Source organism: Mycoplasmoides gallisepticum, from assembly GCF_900476085.1.
Lineage (GTDB): Bacteria > Bacillota_I > Bacilli_A > Mycoplasmatales > Mycoplasmoidaceae > Mycoplasmoides > Mycoplasmoides gallisepticum.
In genome coordinates this window covers 604,209-624,041 of the sequence record NZ_LS991952.1, presented here as the reverse complement: position 1 = coordinate 624,041, position 19,833 = coordinate 604,209, and the positions used below count along the sequence as shown (strand labels likewise).

Here is a 19,833-nt window from a genome sequence, read left to right as displayed (position 1 = left end):
GTATATGATAACCATCTCTATATTATTAATGTACCTAATCGTGGGCTTATTGACCGCGTTAACAGTTTTAATTTTTGTCTTCATTTTACTTAAATTTTACGAATTCAGATTTTTTAAACAAACTGAAACATATCAACGTGAACTTGAACAAGAAATTCTAAAGATTAACAAGCAAGAAGAACTTGAAGAAAAACTAAAAGAACATTATCTGTTTCAAAGTAACCACAAAGTTTTTACAAAAAGAGATCTAAGAGAGATTAGAAATTTCTTTATCGCTGTATTAAGCGATAAGATTTTGTTAGAAAACAAAAAGAAGTTATTGTCTAATGAAATCATCGAAAAGAAAAAAGAAAACGAAGAACTTAAAACAAAACTAGACGCAAAAAAAGTCGAAGAGAAAATTACATTATTAAAAGAGATGAACCTAACTCATGAAGAAGCTAAAAAAAGACTTCTAGAAGAATATCGAGGTTATGTAAGAAATGATCTTGATAAGATGGTTAAAGAAGAAGAAAAAGCTGCCAACGATAAGAAAAATGCCATTACAAATGAGTTAAATAAACTTCTTATTAATGCAATGGGTAATGTGTCTTTACTTACAGAAACTGTAAGAATGAACACAGTCAAAACAATAAAGTATGAATACGTCGATGTTGATCCAATTAAGGTTAAAAAAGTTACCGACGATTTTTTTGGAAAGATAATTGGTAAAGAAGCTAGAAACAAAGAATACATTGAAAGATTATTCAATGTAGAAATTATTATTAAACCCGAATCATCAAGAATCTCAATTTCTTCGTTTAATACGATTAAATTAGAGGTTGCTTATAATGCATTAAACAAAATTATTGAAGCTGTAAATGATCAAGGAACTCATGTTTTAGACGAAAGTTTAATTAGAAAAAGTTGATATGGAGCACTAAATGAATTCTCAGCAGAAGCTAAGAGAATTGGTGAAGAAACGCTTAAAGAATTAGGTTTATATGAATCTGCTTTTATCCCAACAAAAGAAATTTCTGAATTCATTGGTCGATTAAAATTTAGAGGTTCTAACACCCAAAACGTTTTAACTCATTCAATTGAAGCAGCTCAAATTGCTGAAAGTATTGCTGATCAACTTAACCTAAATAAAGAAAAAGCCAAGGTTTGTGCCTTACTGCATGATATCGGTAAAGCAATCGATAAAGAAAGTGTTAGTAGTGAAGGTAAATGAAAAAACCTTAAATATGCAGCTAATGACCACGTTAGTGCTGGTGTAGCAATTGCTCAGTACTATAAGTTTGATATTGATATTATCGATGCAATTAACTGTCACCACGGTAGAAAAAAGATTTATGAAAAATCAAAAAATTTCTATGCAAAAATAACAAAGATAGCCGATTTCTTATCAGCAGCTAGACCTGGTGTAAGATTTGTTAAAGATAATGATATTGAAAGACGTTTCGACACAATAAGTAATATCTTAACCAAGTACGTTGATGAAAAGATCATTAGCACTTACAAGATTTTAAAAAATGGTTACAACATTAATCTAATGATCAATCCAGATATAACTGAAAGCGAATATAGTCAATTAACCCTTGATCTGAAAAAAGATATTGAATCTGATAAAGAACTATCTAAATATCCGATCACCATTACTTACGTTCAAAATATTACTAGAAGCGAAACAACAAATGCGATCGCTCATGCCAAAAAAACTGTTGAAATTTATTCAGAAGACAAGGCTGAATTAGTTAACGATGAAGAGTTAAGCACAGTTGAATTTTTAGATGAAGATATCTAATAAAAATTGGTACCTTAGACGGTGATAAATTTCTTTGAAATATTATAATTTTGGTAATGTTTTATGGATGACAACAAGAAAAAAAGTCGCTTAATTGGTGATGCATTAATCAATAGAACTGAAGACTTCTTAATTGAAGAAGATGATATTTTAAGTGATGAAGATGTCAAAAAAAACGATGAAAATTTAAAAGATGGATCTTTTAGCGAAAGCTTTAATCAAGATTCATTTTTTAATAATGGTAGTTCTGAACCACTTGACTCAACAGATCGGATCTTAATCACAGAAGAATATGATGATGAAGATTTATTGAATGTGCCATCTGAGATTATCGTTCCTGATAAAAAGCATAGTAAAACTGCTACAGAATATTTAAATATTGAACACATCACAGATCTATATAGTCCAAATACTGGAACATTTAATACGATGAGTGTTCATGATGTTTCATTTGTTAAACGTGGAAATGAAATAGATCTAGAAAAAAGTAATAGTTTTAGTTTATCACCAAAAAACCAAGAAGTTGTTCCAAGCTTACATAAGGTTATCAAATCAGCTAAACCACCCGTAATTCAAAAAGCTGATAAACCAATCCAAAAGAAAAAGGTTCTTGATGAGATTGACTTTGAGAAGTTAAGTACAGTCGAGTTTAAATTAGAGCCAACTAATCACGATAATAGTAAGCTAAATAACCCTTTAGTGCTTCAATCTGATTCAGTTAAACAAGATCAGATCCTTAAGGATCATGATTTAGATTTTGATTCTAAAACTCTTGATACTTTAGTTAGTAAACCAGTTACTAAAAACAATATTTTTGAATCTTCTTCTATTATTAAAGAATTTAATAATAAAGAGATCTTAGTTAGTAAACCAAATTATCGCGACGATAAGTTTGAAAAAACTACAGGGATTGACTTTGATTTAGGTGATGACGATTACTTAATCAAAGAGATCAGTTTTCAAAAAGAGCATGAGGATTTAACTGAAACTAATTCAAGAATTCAACTTTCTCTTGAGAATGATCCAGCTGTTATTCCTAGAAAAATGACAGTGAATATGCAAAATATTGAATCCGATATTGATCAGATTACTAATGGGGATAAAAGTAATCTTTATCGTTATATCAAAACAGGTAATAGTAATTTAGCAACTGCTAATTTTTTAAAGCAAACTGTTTATAAACAAGAAAAAGATAAAAGCATTGAACATAGAACCGATGCAGCAGATTCTGAAGAATTAAAACTGGTTTTAAATAGAAAAGATAATAACGCTTTAGTTTTTAAAGATATTGATGAACGAATCAAAAAAGAAGCACAACCAAAAAAACAAGTTAAAGAAAGATCTTATCCCAATGATTATGATCCACCAATACAAAACACAAACGCAGAATCTCATATACCTATAAGAAACGTAGGAAATAAACAGGCTAGAAAGCGAAAAAATGGTGGAATAAATTGAGTAGTATTCTTAGTTTTAGTATTAATTATGATCGCTATTGCGGCTATATTATTCGCTATTGTTTTTCTACTACAAAATAGATCTAGATAAATTTGATAACAAATTCCAACAAAAAGATCTCCTAAAATTAAAGTTAAATTTTCGTTCAAATTTTAGCTAAAAAATCCTCTAAATTTTTGTTTAAAAAATAAACATAAAATTTTGTCAAAAAATTAAGTAAAAATTTTCTTAAAAAAGCTGAAAAATTGAATCATAAAAAAATTTAACAAAACCTTTATTTTAAAAGGTTTTAAACCGTTTTTTTCGTCACTATTTTTTTTGCAAGAAAAATTAGAAAAAAAATTCTATATATTTTTTGAAATCTTTTGCAAAAAAAACTTTATAATTTTATTTGTATTTTCAAATAAGAAAAATTTAAAGATAAATTGAAAGGATTAACTGGAATTGGAAGATAAGGTTTTTATTCAGCTAAGAAACGTCAATAAAACTTTCGACGATGGTTTTGTTGCCGTAAGAAATCTAAATCTAGATATTAATAAGTCTGAATTTGTAACATTGTTAGGACCATCAGGATGTGGTAAAACTACAACGTTAAAATTATTAGCTGGGTTCGAACAACCAACTTATGGACAGATAAAGATCAATGGGATTGATATCAAAGATATGCCCGTTCACAAACGTCCATTTGCGACTGTTTTTCAGGACTACGCATTATTCCCTAATATGACTGTTTATAACAACGTTTGTTATGGACTTAAGATAATGCGTGTTCCTAAAGAAAATACCGACCCTAAATTAGCTGTTGAAGCTGAAAATATTAAGAAAGAAGCTGAAAAGAAAGCTGCTGCCAAAATCAAGGATCTTAGTAGAAAGAAAAATGATCTATCTAACAAATTAGATAAGATTCGTAAAGAATACGAAAAAAATGATTGGATGCTAGAAAACGACGAAATGCGTTTTGCTCAGTACCAAGAAGAATTGATCAAATTAGAAGCACAATTATCTGAAGCTTACGAACAATCTGAAATCAATAAACTTAACCAAGAGATTGTTGAACTAAAAACTAATTACCAAAAGAAGATCCCAATCGATAATAGGTACGATAAGGTCTTAAAAGAATTAGAAAACGCTGATGGGTGAACTTCATATTGAGAAACTTATCCAATTATGAAAAAAGAACACTTTGAAAACAAAGTGTTAACTCGTCGTTTAACTAAAAAAGAGATCGAAGAAAGAGCCAACAATATGATTAAACTTGTTGGTTTAACTGGTAAAGAAGATAAATACCCATCAGAACTATCTGGTGGGATGCAACAACGTGTTGCTTTAGCTCGTGCTTTAGTGATTGAACCTGAAACTTTATTACTTGACGAACCATTAAGTGCGTTAGATGCTAAGGTTAGAAAACAATTACAAAACGAACTTAAGAGAATTCATAAAGAATTAAATATTACTTTTATCTTAGTTACCCACGACCAAGAAGAAGCTTTATCACTATCAGATAAGATCGTGGTAATGTCTCAAGGTGATATTGAACAAGTTGGTAAACCAAACGCAATCTATGACTCACCAATCAACGAATGAACAGCTAAATTCATTGGGGCTGCTAATATCTTTGATGGTAAATATTTAGGTGACTATAAGATCGAACTAAACTCAGGTGATATTATTGACACTGATGAAGAATACGAATTCAAAAAAGGTGACAACGTTCGTGTTTTAATCCGTCCAGAAGACTTTGACGTTGTTGAAAAAGACCAAGGGTTTTTCAACGTTGAAGTAATTAAAACTTCTTATAAAGGGGTTTTATGAGAAGTTGAATGTTTAATGAGCGATAAAACTAAGATCAAAGTAGATAACATCGACGAAGTTAAGGTGGGAGCTATTGTCGGATTAAAGTTTGACGAAATGGATGTTCACATGATGAGGAAAGAAGAAGAAGAAGATGTTTAAAAATTTTCGATCAATCAAAAATTTTAATGCGATCGCCCAAACCCTTAAGGCTCCTAAAAAAACCTGGTTAATTCTTCCCTATTCTTTATTATTATTGGTTCTTTTTATCATCCCATTAATTATCGTTTTAGTTAATGCGTTTTCACCTTTTAGTGTGCAAACCCAAGATGGTAAAACGATCCCTGTTGATGTTTCTGAAAACTTTTCAATCATCGATAGTTTTACGATTACTAAGATGCTTAAATCTTTTGGTTTAGCTATTGCTTGTACGATTATCTGTTTAGTAATTGCTTTTCCATTTGCTTACATCTTATCAATAACTAAAAGCAAGTTGTTCAAATACAGTGTGGTTGCATTAGTAACTGCACCAATTTGAAATAGTTTCTTAATTAAAGTAATTGGACTTAAATCTTTATTAGATTTAATTTTTGGTGAAGCTAACAGTACGTTTGGTGATGGTTGATCATTATTAGGGCTTGTGTATATCTTCATGCCATTTATGATCTTACCAATCTACACCGTATTAATCTCAATGCCAAAGAACTACATGTTAGCTTCACAAGACTTGGGGTATAACTATTTCATGAGCTTTTTTAAGATCGTGATTCCTTATTGTAAGAATGCGATCATCTCAGGAGTAACATTAGTATTATTGCCTTCATTTACAACAGCAGGGATCGGGCGGTTTGTTAATAATGCTAATAATGCTGAACTGATCGGTGGTTATTTACTTTCGTTAGGTGCTAACGGACTTGAATCACGAGTAGCGATCTCTCAAGCGAGTGCATTAAGTCTTACTTTAGCAATCTTAATCTTAGTCTTTTATACTTTATTCTTTGTAGTTCCTAAGATTTTTGGTTATCTGAAAAAACGATCAGTACTAAAAAATAAAATTAAGGCAGCGGTAGATCATAATGAATAAATTGAAATCAATCTTAAGACAAAGTTATATCTTTATCATCTTATTGTTTATTTATTTACCTCTATTAATCATTGTGGTTTTATCATTCAATGGTGTGACTGAAAGAGGAAACGTTAACGTAACGTTTAGTCAATTCGACCCCAATAAGGCGTTTGAAACTTATTTAGCTTTAGCTGAAGGTGATTTCTTAACACCTTTAACGACTTCATTGATCGTTGCCTTTGTTTCAACACCGATCTCAGTGTTTATTGCCACGATTACAGCTTTTGGGATCTGAAGAAATAAGAAGGTTTATCAAAAACTAATGATCTCAGCATCAAACACTTCGATCGTTGTTCCTGATATTATTGCTGGTTTGAGTTTAATTATCTTCTTTATTGCGGTGTGAGTGTCTCTAGCCCAACCACTTGGTCTATTTACAATTATCATCTCACACATCTCAATTAGTACCCCTTTTGCACTAGTATCAATCTATCCAAGAATGCTAAAGATGAACCCAAATCTAATCTTAGCTTCACAAGATTTAGGTTACAACAAAATCCAAACGTTCTTTAAGATTACTCTATCTTATTTAACACCCGCACTAATTGTTGGTGGTCTAATTGCTTTTGCCACATCATTTGATGATTTCATTATCACTTCTTATGTAAGAGGTTCAGCTAGAACGATTGCAACTGAACTATATTCAATTGCGAAAGGAATTAAAGGTTGAGCAATCGCATTTGGGGCAATCTTAGTTTTCATTGGGATCTTGGCTACAGCAATTTCAGTAATTAAAAAAGCGATTACTGAAAGAATTAATTATAAGGAAAAAGTTGCTCGATCAATTCACAACTAATGTATGTATAAAAATGAAGAAAAAACCCGTAAAATTAATCGTTTCTGCTTTAGCTTTATCATCAGTTTTAGTAACTAGTTGTGAAGCGGGAGCAAACTTATTAAACCGTAATTTCGTTTATGCAAATTTTGAATCTTACATGTCACCAAATTTGCAATCTGAATTAAGACAAACATATAATAATTTGCAATTTGATGCTTTTGCATCAAATGAAAAAGCACTTACCAATTTTAAGAATAAAACTTATACGATTGGGACATTATCAACTTATGCTGTTTTAGATCTAATTCATCAAGGGATCTTGCAAAAATTAGATTGATCAAAATTCAATCTTAGTTATCTAAACGATCAAGATCAAGAAGTGCCAATCCATAATGCTAATGACGCATTAGGTTTATTTACTGACGAAGTTCAAGAGATCTTAACAAGCTATTCAATTGATAATAAACCAGTTAATCTATTAGATTATGCTGTGCCTTACTTTTTTCAATCGTTAGTTTTTGCTTATCGTGGGGCTAAGATCGATTCTTTAGTTGATCATCAAAGTAGTTGGTATGATATTTTAAGCACGATTAGTAGTGAACAGTACCGTGATCGTTTTAATAACAATAAGTTAGGGATCGTTGAAGACGAACGTTCACTTTATTCGATTGCTAATCTGATTAAAACAACAAAAGAAAATCAGACAGTTACAGTAAACCCGCCACCAAGTCAACTGACATTATCTGATTTTTATAACGTTTATCAAGAGATCGCAGATGCTGGGATTAATTATCGTAACCTTGCCACTAACAACCGATCGACTGCTTTATTAAACTCTGACTCAAGTGTGATTTTAAACAACTTAGATAGTGGCAGAATCGATGGCGGGATCATGTATAATGGGGATGCTATTTTTTCAGCACAAGGTGGGGAATTTCATGCAGAGAAGGATGATCCACTAAAACCAAAAAGTGAAGATTTTCACATCGTTACTCCAGTTAACACCCCATTAGCATTAGATCTAATCGTGGTGAACAAGTTAAATATCGAACAGTTCCCTGGATTTTTAGATCAAGCTTATCAAGTAATTAAAAAAGTTGGTCTTGAAGGGGTTAATGAAACGTTAGCTGATTTTCAAGCAGTGTTAACTGAAAAACCTGAAACAATTTATAAAAACGGACCGCTTGAGAATTTCAATTACGTTCAATACACCTCACCACTAAAAAAGATCTCAGATCCAGAGAACGGTTTGGTGGCTGTTGAAGGTTGATTAGAAGTTGCTGACCAAGAAGAACTATCAAACAACATTAATTCAGCTTACTTTATCCAAGATATTAAAAACGTAACTAACTTCATCGAAGCTCCGCTTAATGATATCCAAAAAGCTAGTTTAGTTAACGCATTTGCTCGATTTAAAAATAATTGATTGCGGTAAAATAATACAGACAACTAAATAAGTAATTATGTATTACAAAGTTATTTTGGGGATCGAATCTAGTTGTGACGATTTATCAATCGCGATCGCGATTGATAATAAGATTGTCACAACTAAAACCAAATCATCATCAAGTGTTCACGCTAATTATGGTGGTGTTGTCCCTGAGATTGCTGCACGCTATCATGAAGAGATCTTGCATCAAACTCTTAATGAAGCATTAACTGAAGCTAATCTAACGATCAATAAGATCGATCTGATTACATATACAGAAAACCCGGGATTATTAAACTGCTTACATGTAGCTAAGGTGTTTGCTAACACCTTAGGTTATCTACTAAAGATCCCCGCACAAGGAATTAATCACTTATATGGCCATATCTTTTCACCGATGATTGATGATGGTGATTGTTTGTATCAAAAAAGTGATCTGATCTACCCCGCACTTGGGATCGTAGTAAGTGGTGGACATACAGCAATTTATGATGTCCAATCACCATCTAAGATCACTTTATTAGATGAAACATTAGATGATGCGATCGGCGAAGTGTATGATAAAGTTGGCCGAGCGCTTGGGTTGCAATACCCTGCTGGTGCTAAGATCGATCAGTTATACAACCCAGAACAAGCTGAAACGGTTGAGTTTTTAAAAACAAATAAACTATCAGCTTTTAGTTATTCGGGATTCAAATCAGCTGTTTTACGATATATCGAACTAAATAAAAATCAACCTGATTTTAATTTAGTTCAGGCTGTTTCATCGTTCCAAAAATTCATCATCGATGATTTCATTGATCGGATTAAAAATGTGATCAATAAAGCCGATTCAAAATACCAAACGATCTTATTAGGTGGTGGGGTTAGTGCTAATAGTTATCTTAGATCTGAACTAAAAGAATTAGCAATCAAAACCCTTGTTCCCAAACCGATCTATTCAGGTGATAATGCTGCTATGATCATTAATTACGCACAATATTTATTAAACGAATAAAATCGTTTAATAAATTTTTTTTATTAACCTATAATTTATCCGTAATTATGAAAAATTAAGGGGTATTTCACACTGAATATTATTAACTTAAACCATAACAGAAAAGGTGTGTATACTGCTGAAAGTGTTGGTAGTGCACATCCTGATAAGCTATGTGACCAGATCGCTGATGCGATCTTAGATGCTTGTTTAAAACAAGATCAAAACAGTCGTGTTGCTTGTGAAGTTATGGCTTGTAATCACCTGATTATTATTGCAGGTGAGATTAGTACCAAAGCTAGTGTTGATTATGTTGGTACAGCTTGAAAAGTCGTTAACCAATTTGGTTATGATCGTAGTGATTTTACGATCATTGCAAATATTAATCAGCAATCATCTGAGATTGCTCAATCAGTTGATCAAAAAAATCACAAGATCGGTGCTGGTGATCAAGGGATCACTGTTGGTTATGCTTGTGATGAAACGAAAAATCAGATGCCTTTAGCCGTAATGATGGCACACGATCTTGTGCGTTTAGCTAAAGAATTAATTGATAATAAGACTTTTAATCATGCTAAATATGATATGAAAGCTCAAGTGAGCTTGAATTATCTAGATAATAACCAAGTTGAATTAAAAACAATCTTAATGTCAATCCAACATGAAGAGAATGTTGATCTGAGTGTTTTTAAACTTTTTGTTAAAAAATTTATCATGGATGAAGTTGCCACAAAATATGGTTTTAACAAAAACTATGAAGCACTAATCAACCCATCTGGATTGTTTGTTAGTGGTGGTCCAACTGCTGATACGGGCTTGACTGGTAGAAAACTGTTAGTAGACAGTTTTGGGATCTATGCTCACCATGGTGGTGGTGCTTATAGTGGTAAGGATTACACTAAAGTGGATCGCTCCGGTGCTTATTATGCAAGATGGATCGCTAAACATATCGTTAAAGCCAAACTTGCTAGTCAATGTGAAGTGATCATCTCATGAGCGATCGGACTAACCAAACCACTTGATATCGTTGTTAATTGTTTTAATACGCACACTGTAGAGCTTGATTTAATTAATCAGATCGTTAAAAAGATCTTCAATCATGATCTAGCCACAATTATTGAACTATTAAAACTTAAAACAACGAATTATTCTGGGTTAGCAGTATATGGCCATTTTGGTAAATCTGAAAAACAATACCGTTTTGAAGATACGATCTATCTTGATCAGATCTTAAAGATCGTTAATAAAGAATAAGAATAAAAGAAAACCACATTTCATTTGTCGATAAATGAAATGTGGTTTTTTAATCTTGCTTTAGCTTTAAGCAGGATCAACTTATTTCATTTTTTCTTTGTTGGTAACTTTAGTGGGAGGACGATTAGCCTTCTTTTGTTTGGCTAAAGCCTTAATTAGCCCACTAATCTTATCAGTTTGATTATAACGTTGATCTCCAACAATACTTAATAAGATCTTAAGTAGTTGTTTTTCAAATCTAGCGTCGTATTCAAATATGTCGCTAGATAGACCGGTTGATAGGTTAGCTAGTTCTAGTTCTCCATATAAATAAGCATTATTTAAGTGGCTAGCACTACCAAACAATAGTTCAGGACGATAACGATCATAAACATTAATCCCTTTTACTAGTTTGTTATTGTTATATAGATAAAGTCCTGCTTTTTTAAAATCAGGTTCACTTAAAACCCCTAGATAACCACTTAAGTAGATCTTTTGGTTGTTCCAATCGATCGTTTCTTGAATTAAGATCCGTTTTTTCCCATTCTTTAGGTTAGCTAGAGCTGGTTTTTTAGTTTTAGCTAGTGATTTAGCTTTATCTAAAGTAGTTAGTTTATTTAACGGGTTAGTAGAAAGATCAAAGAATTCTTGACCTTTTTTATATAAGATATAAAACTTTAGTTTATCCGTGTTAATAAACTTTTGATAGATTAATTTTAATTGGTTAGCAATAACTTTAAAATCATTAAGTTCATAAGGCGCTTTTAATTGTTTTAGCCGGATTAATGTCCCATTAGCAAAACTAGTGCGATTATAATACTCCCCACGTTGAATCTGCTTTAGGTCATTAAAGATTAACTGTTGGTTAACATTATGTAGTTTAAAGTAATAACCAACCTCTTCACTAGCACTTTGGTTAAAAAATTCGAACTGGTATGCTAACTTAATTAACGAGCGAAAATACCCATGGTATTGCTCGTTATCACCCTGAAAAAAATTACTTAAACTAATTAGTTCGTAATAACTAAAACCATTACTATTATCAAAGATTGATAGTTCATTTAAATTTTGATCATAGATCAAAAAAAATGTTAACGGTGTACTAACTTTATGAAAATTAAGGTGATTTATTAAAACTAAATCAACGATATTACAAAAAACATAACCACTATCATAGTGGAGTTTTTCAACTAATTTAATCCATTGTGAGAAAGGATTCATAAATTGATAAAATTTTTCTAAATAATTTTATAATCTAACCAGCAATTGTCAATATTTCATTAAAAAACCATGTATAATACTGTTTTACTTTATATCTATTTAAAGATTCAATCAAAGCAGTGGCTACCAAATAAGAGAATACCTTCAGAGCGTCAGTTATCAATTAAATTTGGACTTTCACGCAACCTGATTCGCAAGGTATTCTCGGTTTTATGTAATTACAACGTCTTGGACAATAATACAAAACCTGGTTATTTCGTTCATAAAGATTATAAAACAGGTTTTTTTATTAACTTCTTAGATTTTGATAAAGTGATCAGTTTTGATCACACAGAACTTTATCGCACCCCATTTAGTCAGTACGATATCAATATGTTTAAGGAGTTATCAAATAAGGATGACTTTTTATCATCAGCCTTCCCTAAGGTTAACCAAGTGGTTTATTATGACCAAAATAAGGAAGTTGTCTTTGTTAACCAAGTATTGTTAAACCGTAAATTGCTGGTTTATCACAATACTAACGCAATGTCGTTCCAAGACTTCGTGATGTTTGCTGAAAATGGTCAACCAATTGTTAGACACAAACAGATCTCAATGGTGTGTACTGATATGGGACCAGTAAAAGAGTTTATTAAACCAAATAAGTTAAATAATAACTATTTAGTAACCTACTCTGTTTACTTTAATATTGAAAACGAGATCTTAGCGATCTCTAAGATCTTCCACTTGTTACCAGATTCTAAGATTAACAGTCTTGATGTTAAGTTAGAATTCCATGATTATCAATCAAGGATTGAATCTAAAATCAAAAACGATACGTTAGTTAAGCGCGGTCGTAAATAAACTAAGATCCAAACTAGCCATGAAGATTTTTAATTAAAAATCTTCAAGCTTTTTTAAAGAATGTAAAAATATAGAAAATTATGTCATATCGAGTTGATGGAAAAAACGATCTATTTGATCTAGTGATCGTAGGAAGCGGTCCTGCTGGGATCTCAGCAGCGATCTATGCTAAGCGTGCAAACATTAATGTTTGTGTTGTTGAAGGTTCAGCACCTGGAGGGAAGATCTTAAAAACTGGGTTTATTGATAACTACCCAGGTTATAGTTCAATTAAAGGGCCTGATTTAGCTGTAAATATGCTTAACCAATTAAACAGCTTATCAGTTCCAATCTTCTATTCTCAAGTAAATGCGATTGAAAAACAAGAAAATTACTTCTTTACGTATTTAGATAGTAAGACTTTACTTTCTAAAGCTGTAATCGTAGCGACAGGAACACTTGAACGTAAATTAGGTTTAGCTAATGAAGCTAAATTTGAAACTAAAGGGATCTCATATTGTGCGATCTGTGATGGTCCACTTTATAAGAACCGTGATGTTGCTGTGGTTGGTGGTGGTAATGCTGCTGTTGAAGAATCACTATACCTATCAGGGATCTGTAATAAGGTGTATTTAGTTCACCGTCGTGATGAATTTAGAGCTGATAGTTATGCAGTAGCTAAATTAAAAGAAAAGAAGAACGTCCATTTCTTACTATCTCACGTTGTTGATAGTTATCTTGGCGATCAAACACTTAAAGGAATTAAAGTTAAAAACTTAAAAAATAATGAACTAACTGATCTAACAATCGATTGTTTATTCCCTTATATTGGTGCAGTGCCAAACACAAGTTTCTTAAAACCATTTAATATCTTAAATGAAGAAGGCTATGTTTTAGTTGATGCTAACCAAAAAACTAGTGTTGATGGTTTATATGCTGCAGGTGACTGTGTGCATAAAAAGATTAGACAGATCTCAACTGCGATCTCAGATGGAACAATTGCAGCTTTAGCTGTTAATGACTTTTTCAAACTACACAAATAGATGGTCACCTTTAGTCAAGAGGTTAAAAGTGAGATCTGTGATCAATCCTTAGATGAGAAGAATGCTAAGTATTTTTTAAACGGGATGATCTTTGATAAGTTGCAACTGGTTGATGAGTCTTACCAAAGTTATACTTCCCAACACCCAAAAACGATCATCTTTTTAAAAAAGATCTTAATCTTACTTAATCAAGAATTAAAAAACGAGATTAGACACACCCATCGGATTAACCAACTAAAAAAGCATGAGTATGAACTAATTTTTAAATTAGATAAAAGCTTATTAAGTTTAGATAATCACGAACTAGAAGAACAACAGCTTAGGGCTTTTTTTGGTGGGTTGTTTTTAAGTGTGGGAAATCTATCAAAGTTTAGTGCTAAAGATCACCATTTAGAATTGATCTTCAATTATGAACATAAAGCACTATTAACCCACGACTTGTTGGTGCAAAATGGGTTTAGTAATTTCAAACTAATTACGCGTAAAAATAAGTATATTTTGTATCTAAAAAAGACCCAAGAGATCATTGATTTTTTAGCTTACATCAACGCTTTTAGTTGTATGTTTAGGTATGAAGATAGTAATCTTAAACGTAAATTGGTAAGAAAAGTCCAACTATCTAATAACCTTGATATTGTCAATCTAACTAAAACGATCGATCTGAACAATAAACTGATTCCGATGATTGAAATGATCGTTAATGATCAAGCTTTTCACGAACAAAAGCCATTGTTTAAAAGCTATTGTTACACTAAACTTAACCACCCTTCAGCCTCTTTAGCTGAATTAAGTGAACTGTTAACTAAACAAGGATATCAGATCACAAGAACGGGTTTGGGTCACTACAACAAAAAAGTCAGGACGCTATATAAACAATTAAAAAATTAAATTATTATAATTATTTATCGAAATAAATAAATTTTAATTACGATATGAATCCAACTGAAATAACATTTTTTGTACTAGCAATCATCGCTTTAATCGTCGGACTGGGGCTGTCTAACTCTGGGACAACTGGTGGATTAGCTTCATTATCTGGACAAGATCTTGAGATCTTTAAAAAGACCAAAGACCGTGGGATTATTAAGATCTTACAGATCGTGATGTTTATTTTAATGTTGCTATTTTTAATCCTGGGACTAATTTATCATTTCGTAATTAAATAATCATAATGATCTGTCAAGAAACGAGCTGATATGAACAATAACAACAATAGGCGAAAGATAATTAATGATATCTTACAGATCGTAAGATTGGAAGATAAAAAACCAATCCCACCAGGGATCATTGTTAAAAAACTTGATAATAGGTACACCAAAACAGCAATCTACAAAGAGATTGATAAGATGTTAGCTAATGGTGAATTAAAGAAGTTAGCTAATAATAAGGTTGTCTTAGGTTATCAGAATTCAGCACCTGATCTAAGTAAGATCATGGTGGGAAGATTAGCAATCGGAACAAACGGTAATGGCTTCATTAAGTTAGAAAATGAAGAGTTATCTAAATATTATGTTCATAACACCAATCTTAATAACGCTTTAAATAACGACTTAGTTGAGTTTGCCCCTTTAACTGTTCAAAACGATTGATACAAGCATGATCTGACTGATGCTTGTATCTTAAAAGTGCTTGAACGAGCTAGAACTAGATATGTTGGTACTTATGAAGATACGGGTGATGAATATTTAGTTTTACCTGATGATCCCAAATTAATCTATAAAGTCGTTTTAGATAGACATTATTTAGAACTAAAAGAACACGACCGGATCTTGTTTGAGATTATTGAGATCAAACAAGGTGTGATTAGAGCAGCTTTAGTTAAAAAGATCGGATCTAAAGAAGATCTAGGGATCGATATTGATGCGATCGCATACAATCATCTGATCGAACCAACCTTTAGTCAAGAGATCATTAATGAAGCTAAAAGTTTAAAATACGAATTAGATGATCACCAAAAAGAGATCCGTAAAGATCTAAGAGATCTTAGTTTTCTTACGATCGATCCAGCTAGTGCACTTGATTTAGATGATGCGATCTATGTGAAAAAGATCGATGATGATAGTTACAACTTAAAGGTTGCGATCGCTGATGTTTGTCACTATGTTAAATTTGATGGGCCAATGGATCGTGGGGCTAGAACTAAAGCAACATCAGTGTATCTGGCTAATAAGGTGATTCCGATGTTACCAGAAGAACTATCAAACGATCTTTGTTCACTTAACCCAGGGGTTGATAAGTTCGTTATTGTTGGTGACCTAATGATTGATGGTACTGGTAAGATCATGAGTCATGAGTTTTACCCCGCAATCATTAACTCTCATAAACGCTTTAGTTATGAAGAAGTAAATGAGTATTTTAGTGCTACAAATGATCTAAAAGATGTTGATCCATCAATCCGTCAGATGTTAGATGAAGCTAGGGTGTTAGCTAAGATCTTAAGACGGATGAAGATAAAACGTGGTTATTTACAGTTTGATGTTGATGAAACTTCAATCGAATTAGATGATCGTTTTGAACCGATTAATATCTTGAAAAAACCACACGGTGAAGCTCAAGAGATGATTGAAGATTTCATGGTGGCAGCTAATGAAGCAGTATGTTTATTTGCTAGCAAATACAATTTAGATTTCATCTACAGAGTTCACCCCAAACCAGCAGTCCACAAACTAAACAGTTTTGCTAACTGAGCTAGAACACTAGAGTTTGAGATCTTTGGTGATTTAAATAGTATTAAATCAACTGATATCCAAAAGTGGTTAACTAATAATGCTGATCACAAACAGATCAAGTTGATTAATAAGCTCTTATTACGCTCAATGAATAAGGCGTACTATTCAGTTGAAAACACCCGCCACTTCTCGTTAGCTTCAAAACACTACACCCACTTCACTTCACCAATCAGACGGTATGCTGATAATATCGTTCACCGGATCTTGTGGATGTTTGTTTTTGATCCACAAGCATACACAGATCTACAAAGAAACGAACTAAAATCACACCTAGTTGAATGGTGTGATCTAATCAATAAGCAAGAGTTAGTAGCTGTTGATTGTGAACGTGATGTTAATGCGTTCTTATACGTTAAGTATATGAGTAACTTCTTGGGTAATTGATATCATAACGTAACGATCAACGCGATCACCAACTTTGGGATGTTTGTTGAATTAGATAACGGGATTGAAGGTTTGGTAAGACTGAATAATATTAACGGTGATTATTACCGTTATGATCCCAATACTGATAGTTTAATCGGAAGAAATAACCACAAGAAATACCAGATCGGTGATACTGTTGATGTCAAATTATTATCAGCTGATAAGCGTTTAAAACGCATTGATTTTGCGATCCACGAAGATAATAAATGCAAATAACAACTTTACTGATCTTAATCTTAATAGCTTTTTTAGTGATAATGGTTATAAGTATCATTCAATTTATTATCTTCATCTTCACTAAAAAAGCTGAAAAAGAATCGTTTTTTAATTTCTTTAAAAAGATCTTTAAAAAGAAACAAGATGATCGCTCATTAAACGACTTTTATGATAATTTAAGTAGCTCACTACTTAAATTATCAGCTGATAAGATTGGTGGAATCATTGCGATTGAACGAGAAGACAACTTAGATTATTACATCAATGTTGGTTATAAGATTATGGGCGAGTTTTCTCCCGAATTTATCATCTCGGTTTTTTATAACAAAAACTCACCCCTACACGATGGTGGGATCATTATTCGTGATATGAAGATGGTGTCGATCTCAAGTTATTTCCCAATGACACAACAGTTATTAGATGTTTCTTATGGTGCCCGTCACCGGGCTGGGGTGGGTTTGAGTGAAAAATCTGATGCGATCGTTTTTATTGTTAGTGAAACTAATGGGAAGATCTCAGTGGCCCAAAAAGGTCGGATTAAACGCTTATCAAATAATCCCGAAAGGTTATTTGATGAGATTATCAAGCTTTTAGATGATAAAAAACCACGTGACTTCTTTTAAGCTATATCTAGTAGTTAAAAAGAAAAAATAATTATTTCAATAATTATAATAGTAGTGAGAGCAACCAGTTTTAGATAACTGATTACTCAAAATTAAAGAAAAATACAAACTTAATTAATTTTGAATTTTATTTGTTGCAAATTAATATAGTAATAAATTCTTAATTAAATTAGACCATATATAATGAAAAAGAAAAGTTTATTTAGACTAGCTAGTCTGATCGGGGCAGGATCGTTTGCAGCTGTAGTTCCAGCAAGCTGTAACTCTTTGATTCGTTCAGTTAACCACACAGAGACCGTTCCAGATGATTCAAACCGATCAAATAATAACCAAGACGGTGATCAAGGTGGTCTTTCAAATCAAAGTGAAACTAGAAACCAACTAAGCGGATTGTTAAATAAGCAAGCTAATCAAGTTGGTATGTATAACGAATACAAACAGATTCAAGCCGGACTTAAAAGTGCTTATGAAGCTGCTAAAGCAGTTGTTGATAATACCAATTCAACTTCTGAACAACTAAATGAAGCTAAAACTGCTTTAGAAAATGCGATTAGTCAAGCAGAAAGAAATAAAGATAGCTTTAATCAAAATAATGCTCAATTAATCGGGGTTTATAACCAGATTAAAGAACAGATCTCAGGGATCAATGAATCACTTGATCGAGCTGCATACAGCGGAATTAGAGCTAAATTAAGACCGATCTATCAAGCTGCAATAATTGTATTACAAAACGGTTTACAAACAGCTGGGGGTTCAGCGGTTAGTTTGCCATACGCAACAAAGGTTAGTAGTGATCTATCAGCAGCATTAGCAAAATTACCAGAATGAAAGCAAAATGCTGATCAGTTTGCTAACTTTAAAAAGTTTGCATTATCACCTACTAACTTCGTTGGTCCGATTGCGAATGATAACACTCAACAACCTAGTGATTTTGGCTTTTCTGCTTTTTCTGTAGCAGTTGATGCATCATACAAATATGCAAAGAATAAGATTAAAGTTGGCGATGCAACTAATGCTTCTGAAGAAGTTCAAGCTTTAACTGATGTTGGTTGGATTTACAACTTTGGGCGAGAAGCTAATGATGGTTATGAATTTAGTTTTGATTATTACGGACCTTCAAAAGCGTGATTGTACTTCCCGTTCAAATTATCTAAACAAACAAATCAAACAGTTTCATTCTATTACTCATTAAATGATCGAAATGCTGCCATTGAACGAAAAGTAATTATTAATGCACCAACAGTTGATAGTATTCAAGTTGCTAAAGTGCCATTAGATGACTTAAAGTTTGGAAGAAATAAAGTTGCTTTTAGTTCGATTGAAGGAACAACTACACCAATGGTAGGTAACTTCTATATTAGCTCATCAGATCATAATGATGATAGTGTATATAACTCAATCTTTGGTAACACCTTGTCAGAAGATAAGAACTCAGTAACAGTTAATTTCTTAGATGGTTATGGATTAGCAGATAATTCAAAAACTTTACTAAGACAAATTAGTGCTACTTTAGGTGATTCTACTGAAAGCAATTCGTACTACGTGATTGGTTGATTAGGTGGAAGTGCTGGTAATAATACTATGTCAGCCAACGCGATCAACAATACTTCAAGAACTTATACGTTCTATGTCAACGCGCCAAAATCAGGTGCATATAATGTTAGTGGTTATACTAATGCAAACGAAGTTCGTGATCTAGTGTTTAAAACTGCTCCACTTCCTCCAAACCCACAACAAACATACACTTTAACTCTTAGCAGTCTTCCGAATAGTGGTGAGAATAAAGTAGTTAAGTTTGATACAGCGACAATGGGTAATGATAAAACTCTAACCCTTCAAAAAGGTTTAAATAGAATTGTGGTTATGGGCGGAACTTCATTTGAAGGTAACGCGCCAAACCTTGGTAATGTAACCTTTACATTCAAAGGTTAATGATTGTTTTTTAACTCAAAAAATACCATTTTTAGCTAACTTAGCAAAAACCGGGTTATCTTAACTAATCATCAACCTTTAAATTAGACCAGAATTATTAACTAATTCTGGCCTTCTTATTTTTTAATAACTAATATTGTGTAAAACAGCTTCAATTTTTTTGGTGTTATAATTCACATATATATGTTATGTATGTATATAAGATTAATTAATATTAGTTGAAATTTGTTTAATAAAAAACCTT

At 32.2% G+C, this 19,833-nt stretch carries 16 protein-coding genes; 15 read left to right on the top strand and 1 reads right to left on the bottom strand.

Translation table 4 applies throughout. The features are described 5' to 3' along the window. The first annotated feature begins 4 nt into the window (after positions 1-4). The 8 genes from D2833_RS02630 (at position 5) to metK (ending at position 10,598) form a co-directional block, all read left to right on the top strand. Entirely contained in the window at positions 5-1,786 is a 1,782-nt protein-coding gene (locus D2833_RS02630) for an HDIG domain-containing metalloprotein (protein WP_014574543.1), read from the top strand. Positions 1,787-1,849: 63 nt separating this feature from the next. After that, positions 1,850-3,334 carry a hypothetical protein gene (locus D2833_RS02625; protein ID WP_011113719.1) on the top strand — a complete coding sequence of 495 codons (1,485 nt, stop codon included), beginning with the start codon at positions 1,850-1,852 and terminating at the stop codon, positions 3,332-3,334. Positions 3,335-3,688: 354 nt separating this feature from the next. Beyond that, complete coding sequence (locus D2833_RS02620; RefSeq protein WP_027333210.1) at positions 3,689-5,197, top strand: ABC transporter ATP-binding protein; 1,509 nt, start codon at positions 3,689-3,691, stop codon at positions 5,195-5,197. After that, positions 5,190-6,119, top strand: coding sequence for an ABC transporter permease (locus tag D2833_RS02615; protein WP_197713252.1), 930 nt, complete (start codon positions 5,190-5,192; stop codon positions 6,117-6,119). The genes D2833_RS02620 and D2833_RS02615 overlap by 8 nt, the downstream gene beginning before the upstream one ends. After that, positions 6,112-6,957, top strand: coding sequence for an ABC transporter permease (locus tag D2833_RS02610; RefSeq protein ID WP_011113716.1), 846 nt, complete (start codon positions 6,112-6,114; stop codon positions 6,955-6,957). Before D2833_RS02615 ends, D2833_RS02610 begins: the two co-directional genes overlap by 8 nt. Before the next feature lie 13 nt (positions 6,958-6,970). Further along, a complete protein-coding gene (locus D2833_RS02605; RefSeq protein ID WP_225306267.1) occupies positions 6,971-8,374 on the top strand; it encodes a type 2 periplasmic-binding domain-containing protein in 1,404 nt (467 codons plus the stop codon). Between the two features lie 28 nt (positions 8,375-8,402). Then, on the top strand, positions 8,403-9,365 hold the full coding sequence (gene tsaD / locus D2833_RS02600) for a tRNA (adenosine(37)-N6)-threonylcarbamoyltransferase complex transferase subunit TsaD (RefSeq protein WP_011113714.1): 963 nt from the start codon (positions 8,403-8,405) through the stop codon (positions 9,363-9,365). Between the two features lie 108 nt (positions 9,366-9,473). Next, a complete protein-coding gene (metK, locus tag D2833_RS02595; protein ID WP_011113713.1) occupies positions 9,474-10,598 on the top strand; it encodes a methionine adenosyltransferase in 1,125 nt (374 codons plus the stop codon). A gap of 81 nt (positions 10,599-10,679) precedes the next feature. Here metK and D2833_RS02590 read toward each other — a convergent pair whose 3' ends face one another. Then, positions 10,680-11,798 carry a hypothetical protein gene (locus D2833_RS02590; RefSeq protein WP_027333211.1) on the bottom strand — a complete coding sequence of 373 codons (1,119 nt, stop codon included), beginning with the start codon at positions 11,796-11,798 and terminating at the stop codon, positions 10,680-10,682. A 69-nt stretch (positions 11,799-11,867) separates the two neighbouring features. Here D2833_RS02590 and D2833_RS02585 point away from each other — a divergent pair, with 69 nt between their 5' ends. The 7 genes from D2833_RS02585 (at position 11,868) to D2833_RS02555 (ending at position 19,589) form a co-directional block, all read left to right on the top strand. Next, positions 11,868-12,641 carry a helix-turn-helix domain-containing protein gene (locus D2833_RS02585; protein ID WP_011113711.1) on the top strand — a complete coding sequence of 258 codons (774 nt, stop codon included), beginning with the start codon at positions 11,868-11,870 and terminating at the stop codon, positions 12,639-12,641. An 80-nt stretch (positions 12,642-12,721) separates the two neighbouring features. Next, on the top strand, positions 12,722-13,663 hold the full coding sequence (gene trxB, locus D2833_RS02580; RefSeq protein WP_011113710.1) for a thioredoxin-disulfide reductase: 942 nt from the start codon (positions 12,722-12,724) through the stop codon (positions 13,661-13,663). Beyond that, positions 13,664-14,551, top strand: coding sequence for a DNA-binding protein WhiA (whiA, locus tag D2833_RS02575; RefSeq protein ID WP_011113709.1), 888 nt, complete (start codon positions 13,664-13,666; stop codon positions 14,549-14,551). 44 nt (positions 14,552-14,595) lie between these two features. Then, positions 14,596-14,829 (top strand): preprotein translocase subunit SecG, encoded by a 234-nt coding sequence (gene secG / locus D2833_RS02570; protein WP_011113708.1) that lies wholly within the window; start codon positions 14,596-14,598, stop codon positions 14,827-14,829. 30 nt (positions 14,830-14,859) lie between these two features. Then, the gene (rnr, locus tag D2833_RS02565) at positions 14,860-17,034 is read left to right on the top strand and encodes a ribonuclease R (RefSeq protein ID WP_011113707.1); all 2,175 of its coding nucleotides are present in this window, start codon (positions 14,860-14,862) and stop codon (positions 17,032-17,034) included. Beyond that, complete coding sequence (cdaM, locus tag D2833_RS02560) at positions 17,025-17,657, top strand: diadenylate cyclase CdaM (RefSeq protein ID WP_011113706.1); 633 nt, start codon at positions 17,025-17,027, stop codon at positions 17,655-17,657. The genes rnr and cdaM overlap by 10 nt, the downstream gene beginning before the upstream one ends. A 183-nt stretch (positions 17,658-17,840) precedes the next feature. Then, the gene (locus D2833_RS02555) at positions 17,841-19,589 is read left to right on the top strand and encodes an FIVAR domain-containing protein (protein ID WP_011113705.1); all 1,749 of its coding nucleotides are present in this window, start codon (positions 17,841-17,843) and stop codon (positions 19,587-19,589) included. Positions 19,590-19,833 lie beyond the last annotated feature (244 nt).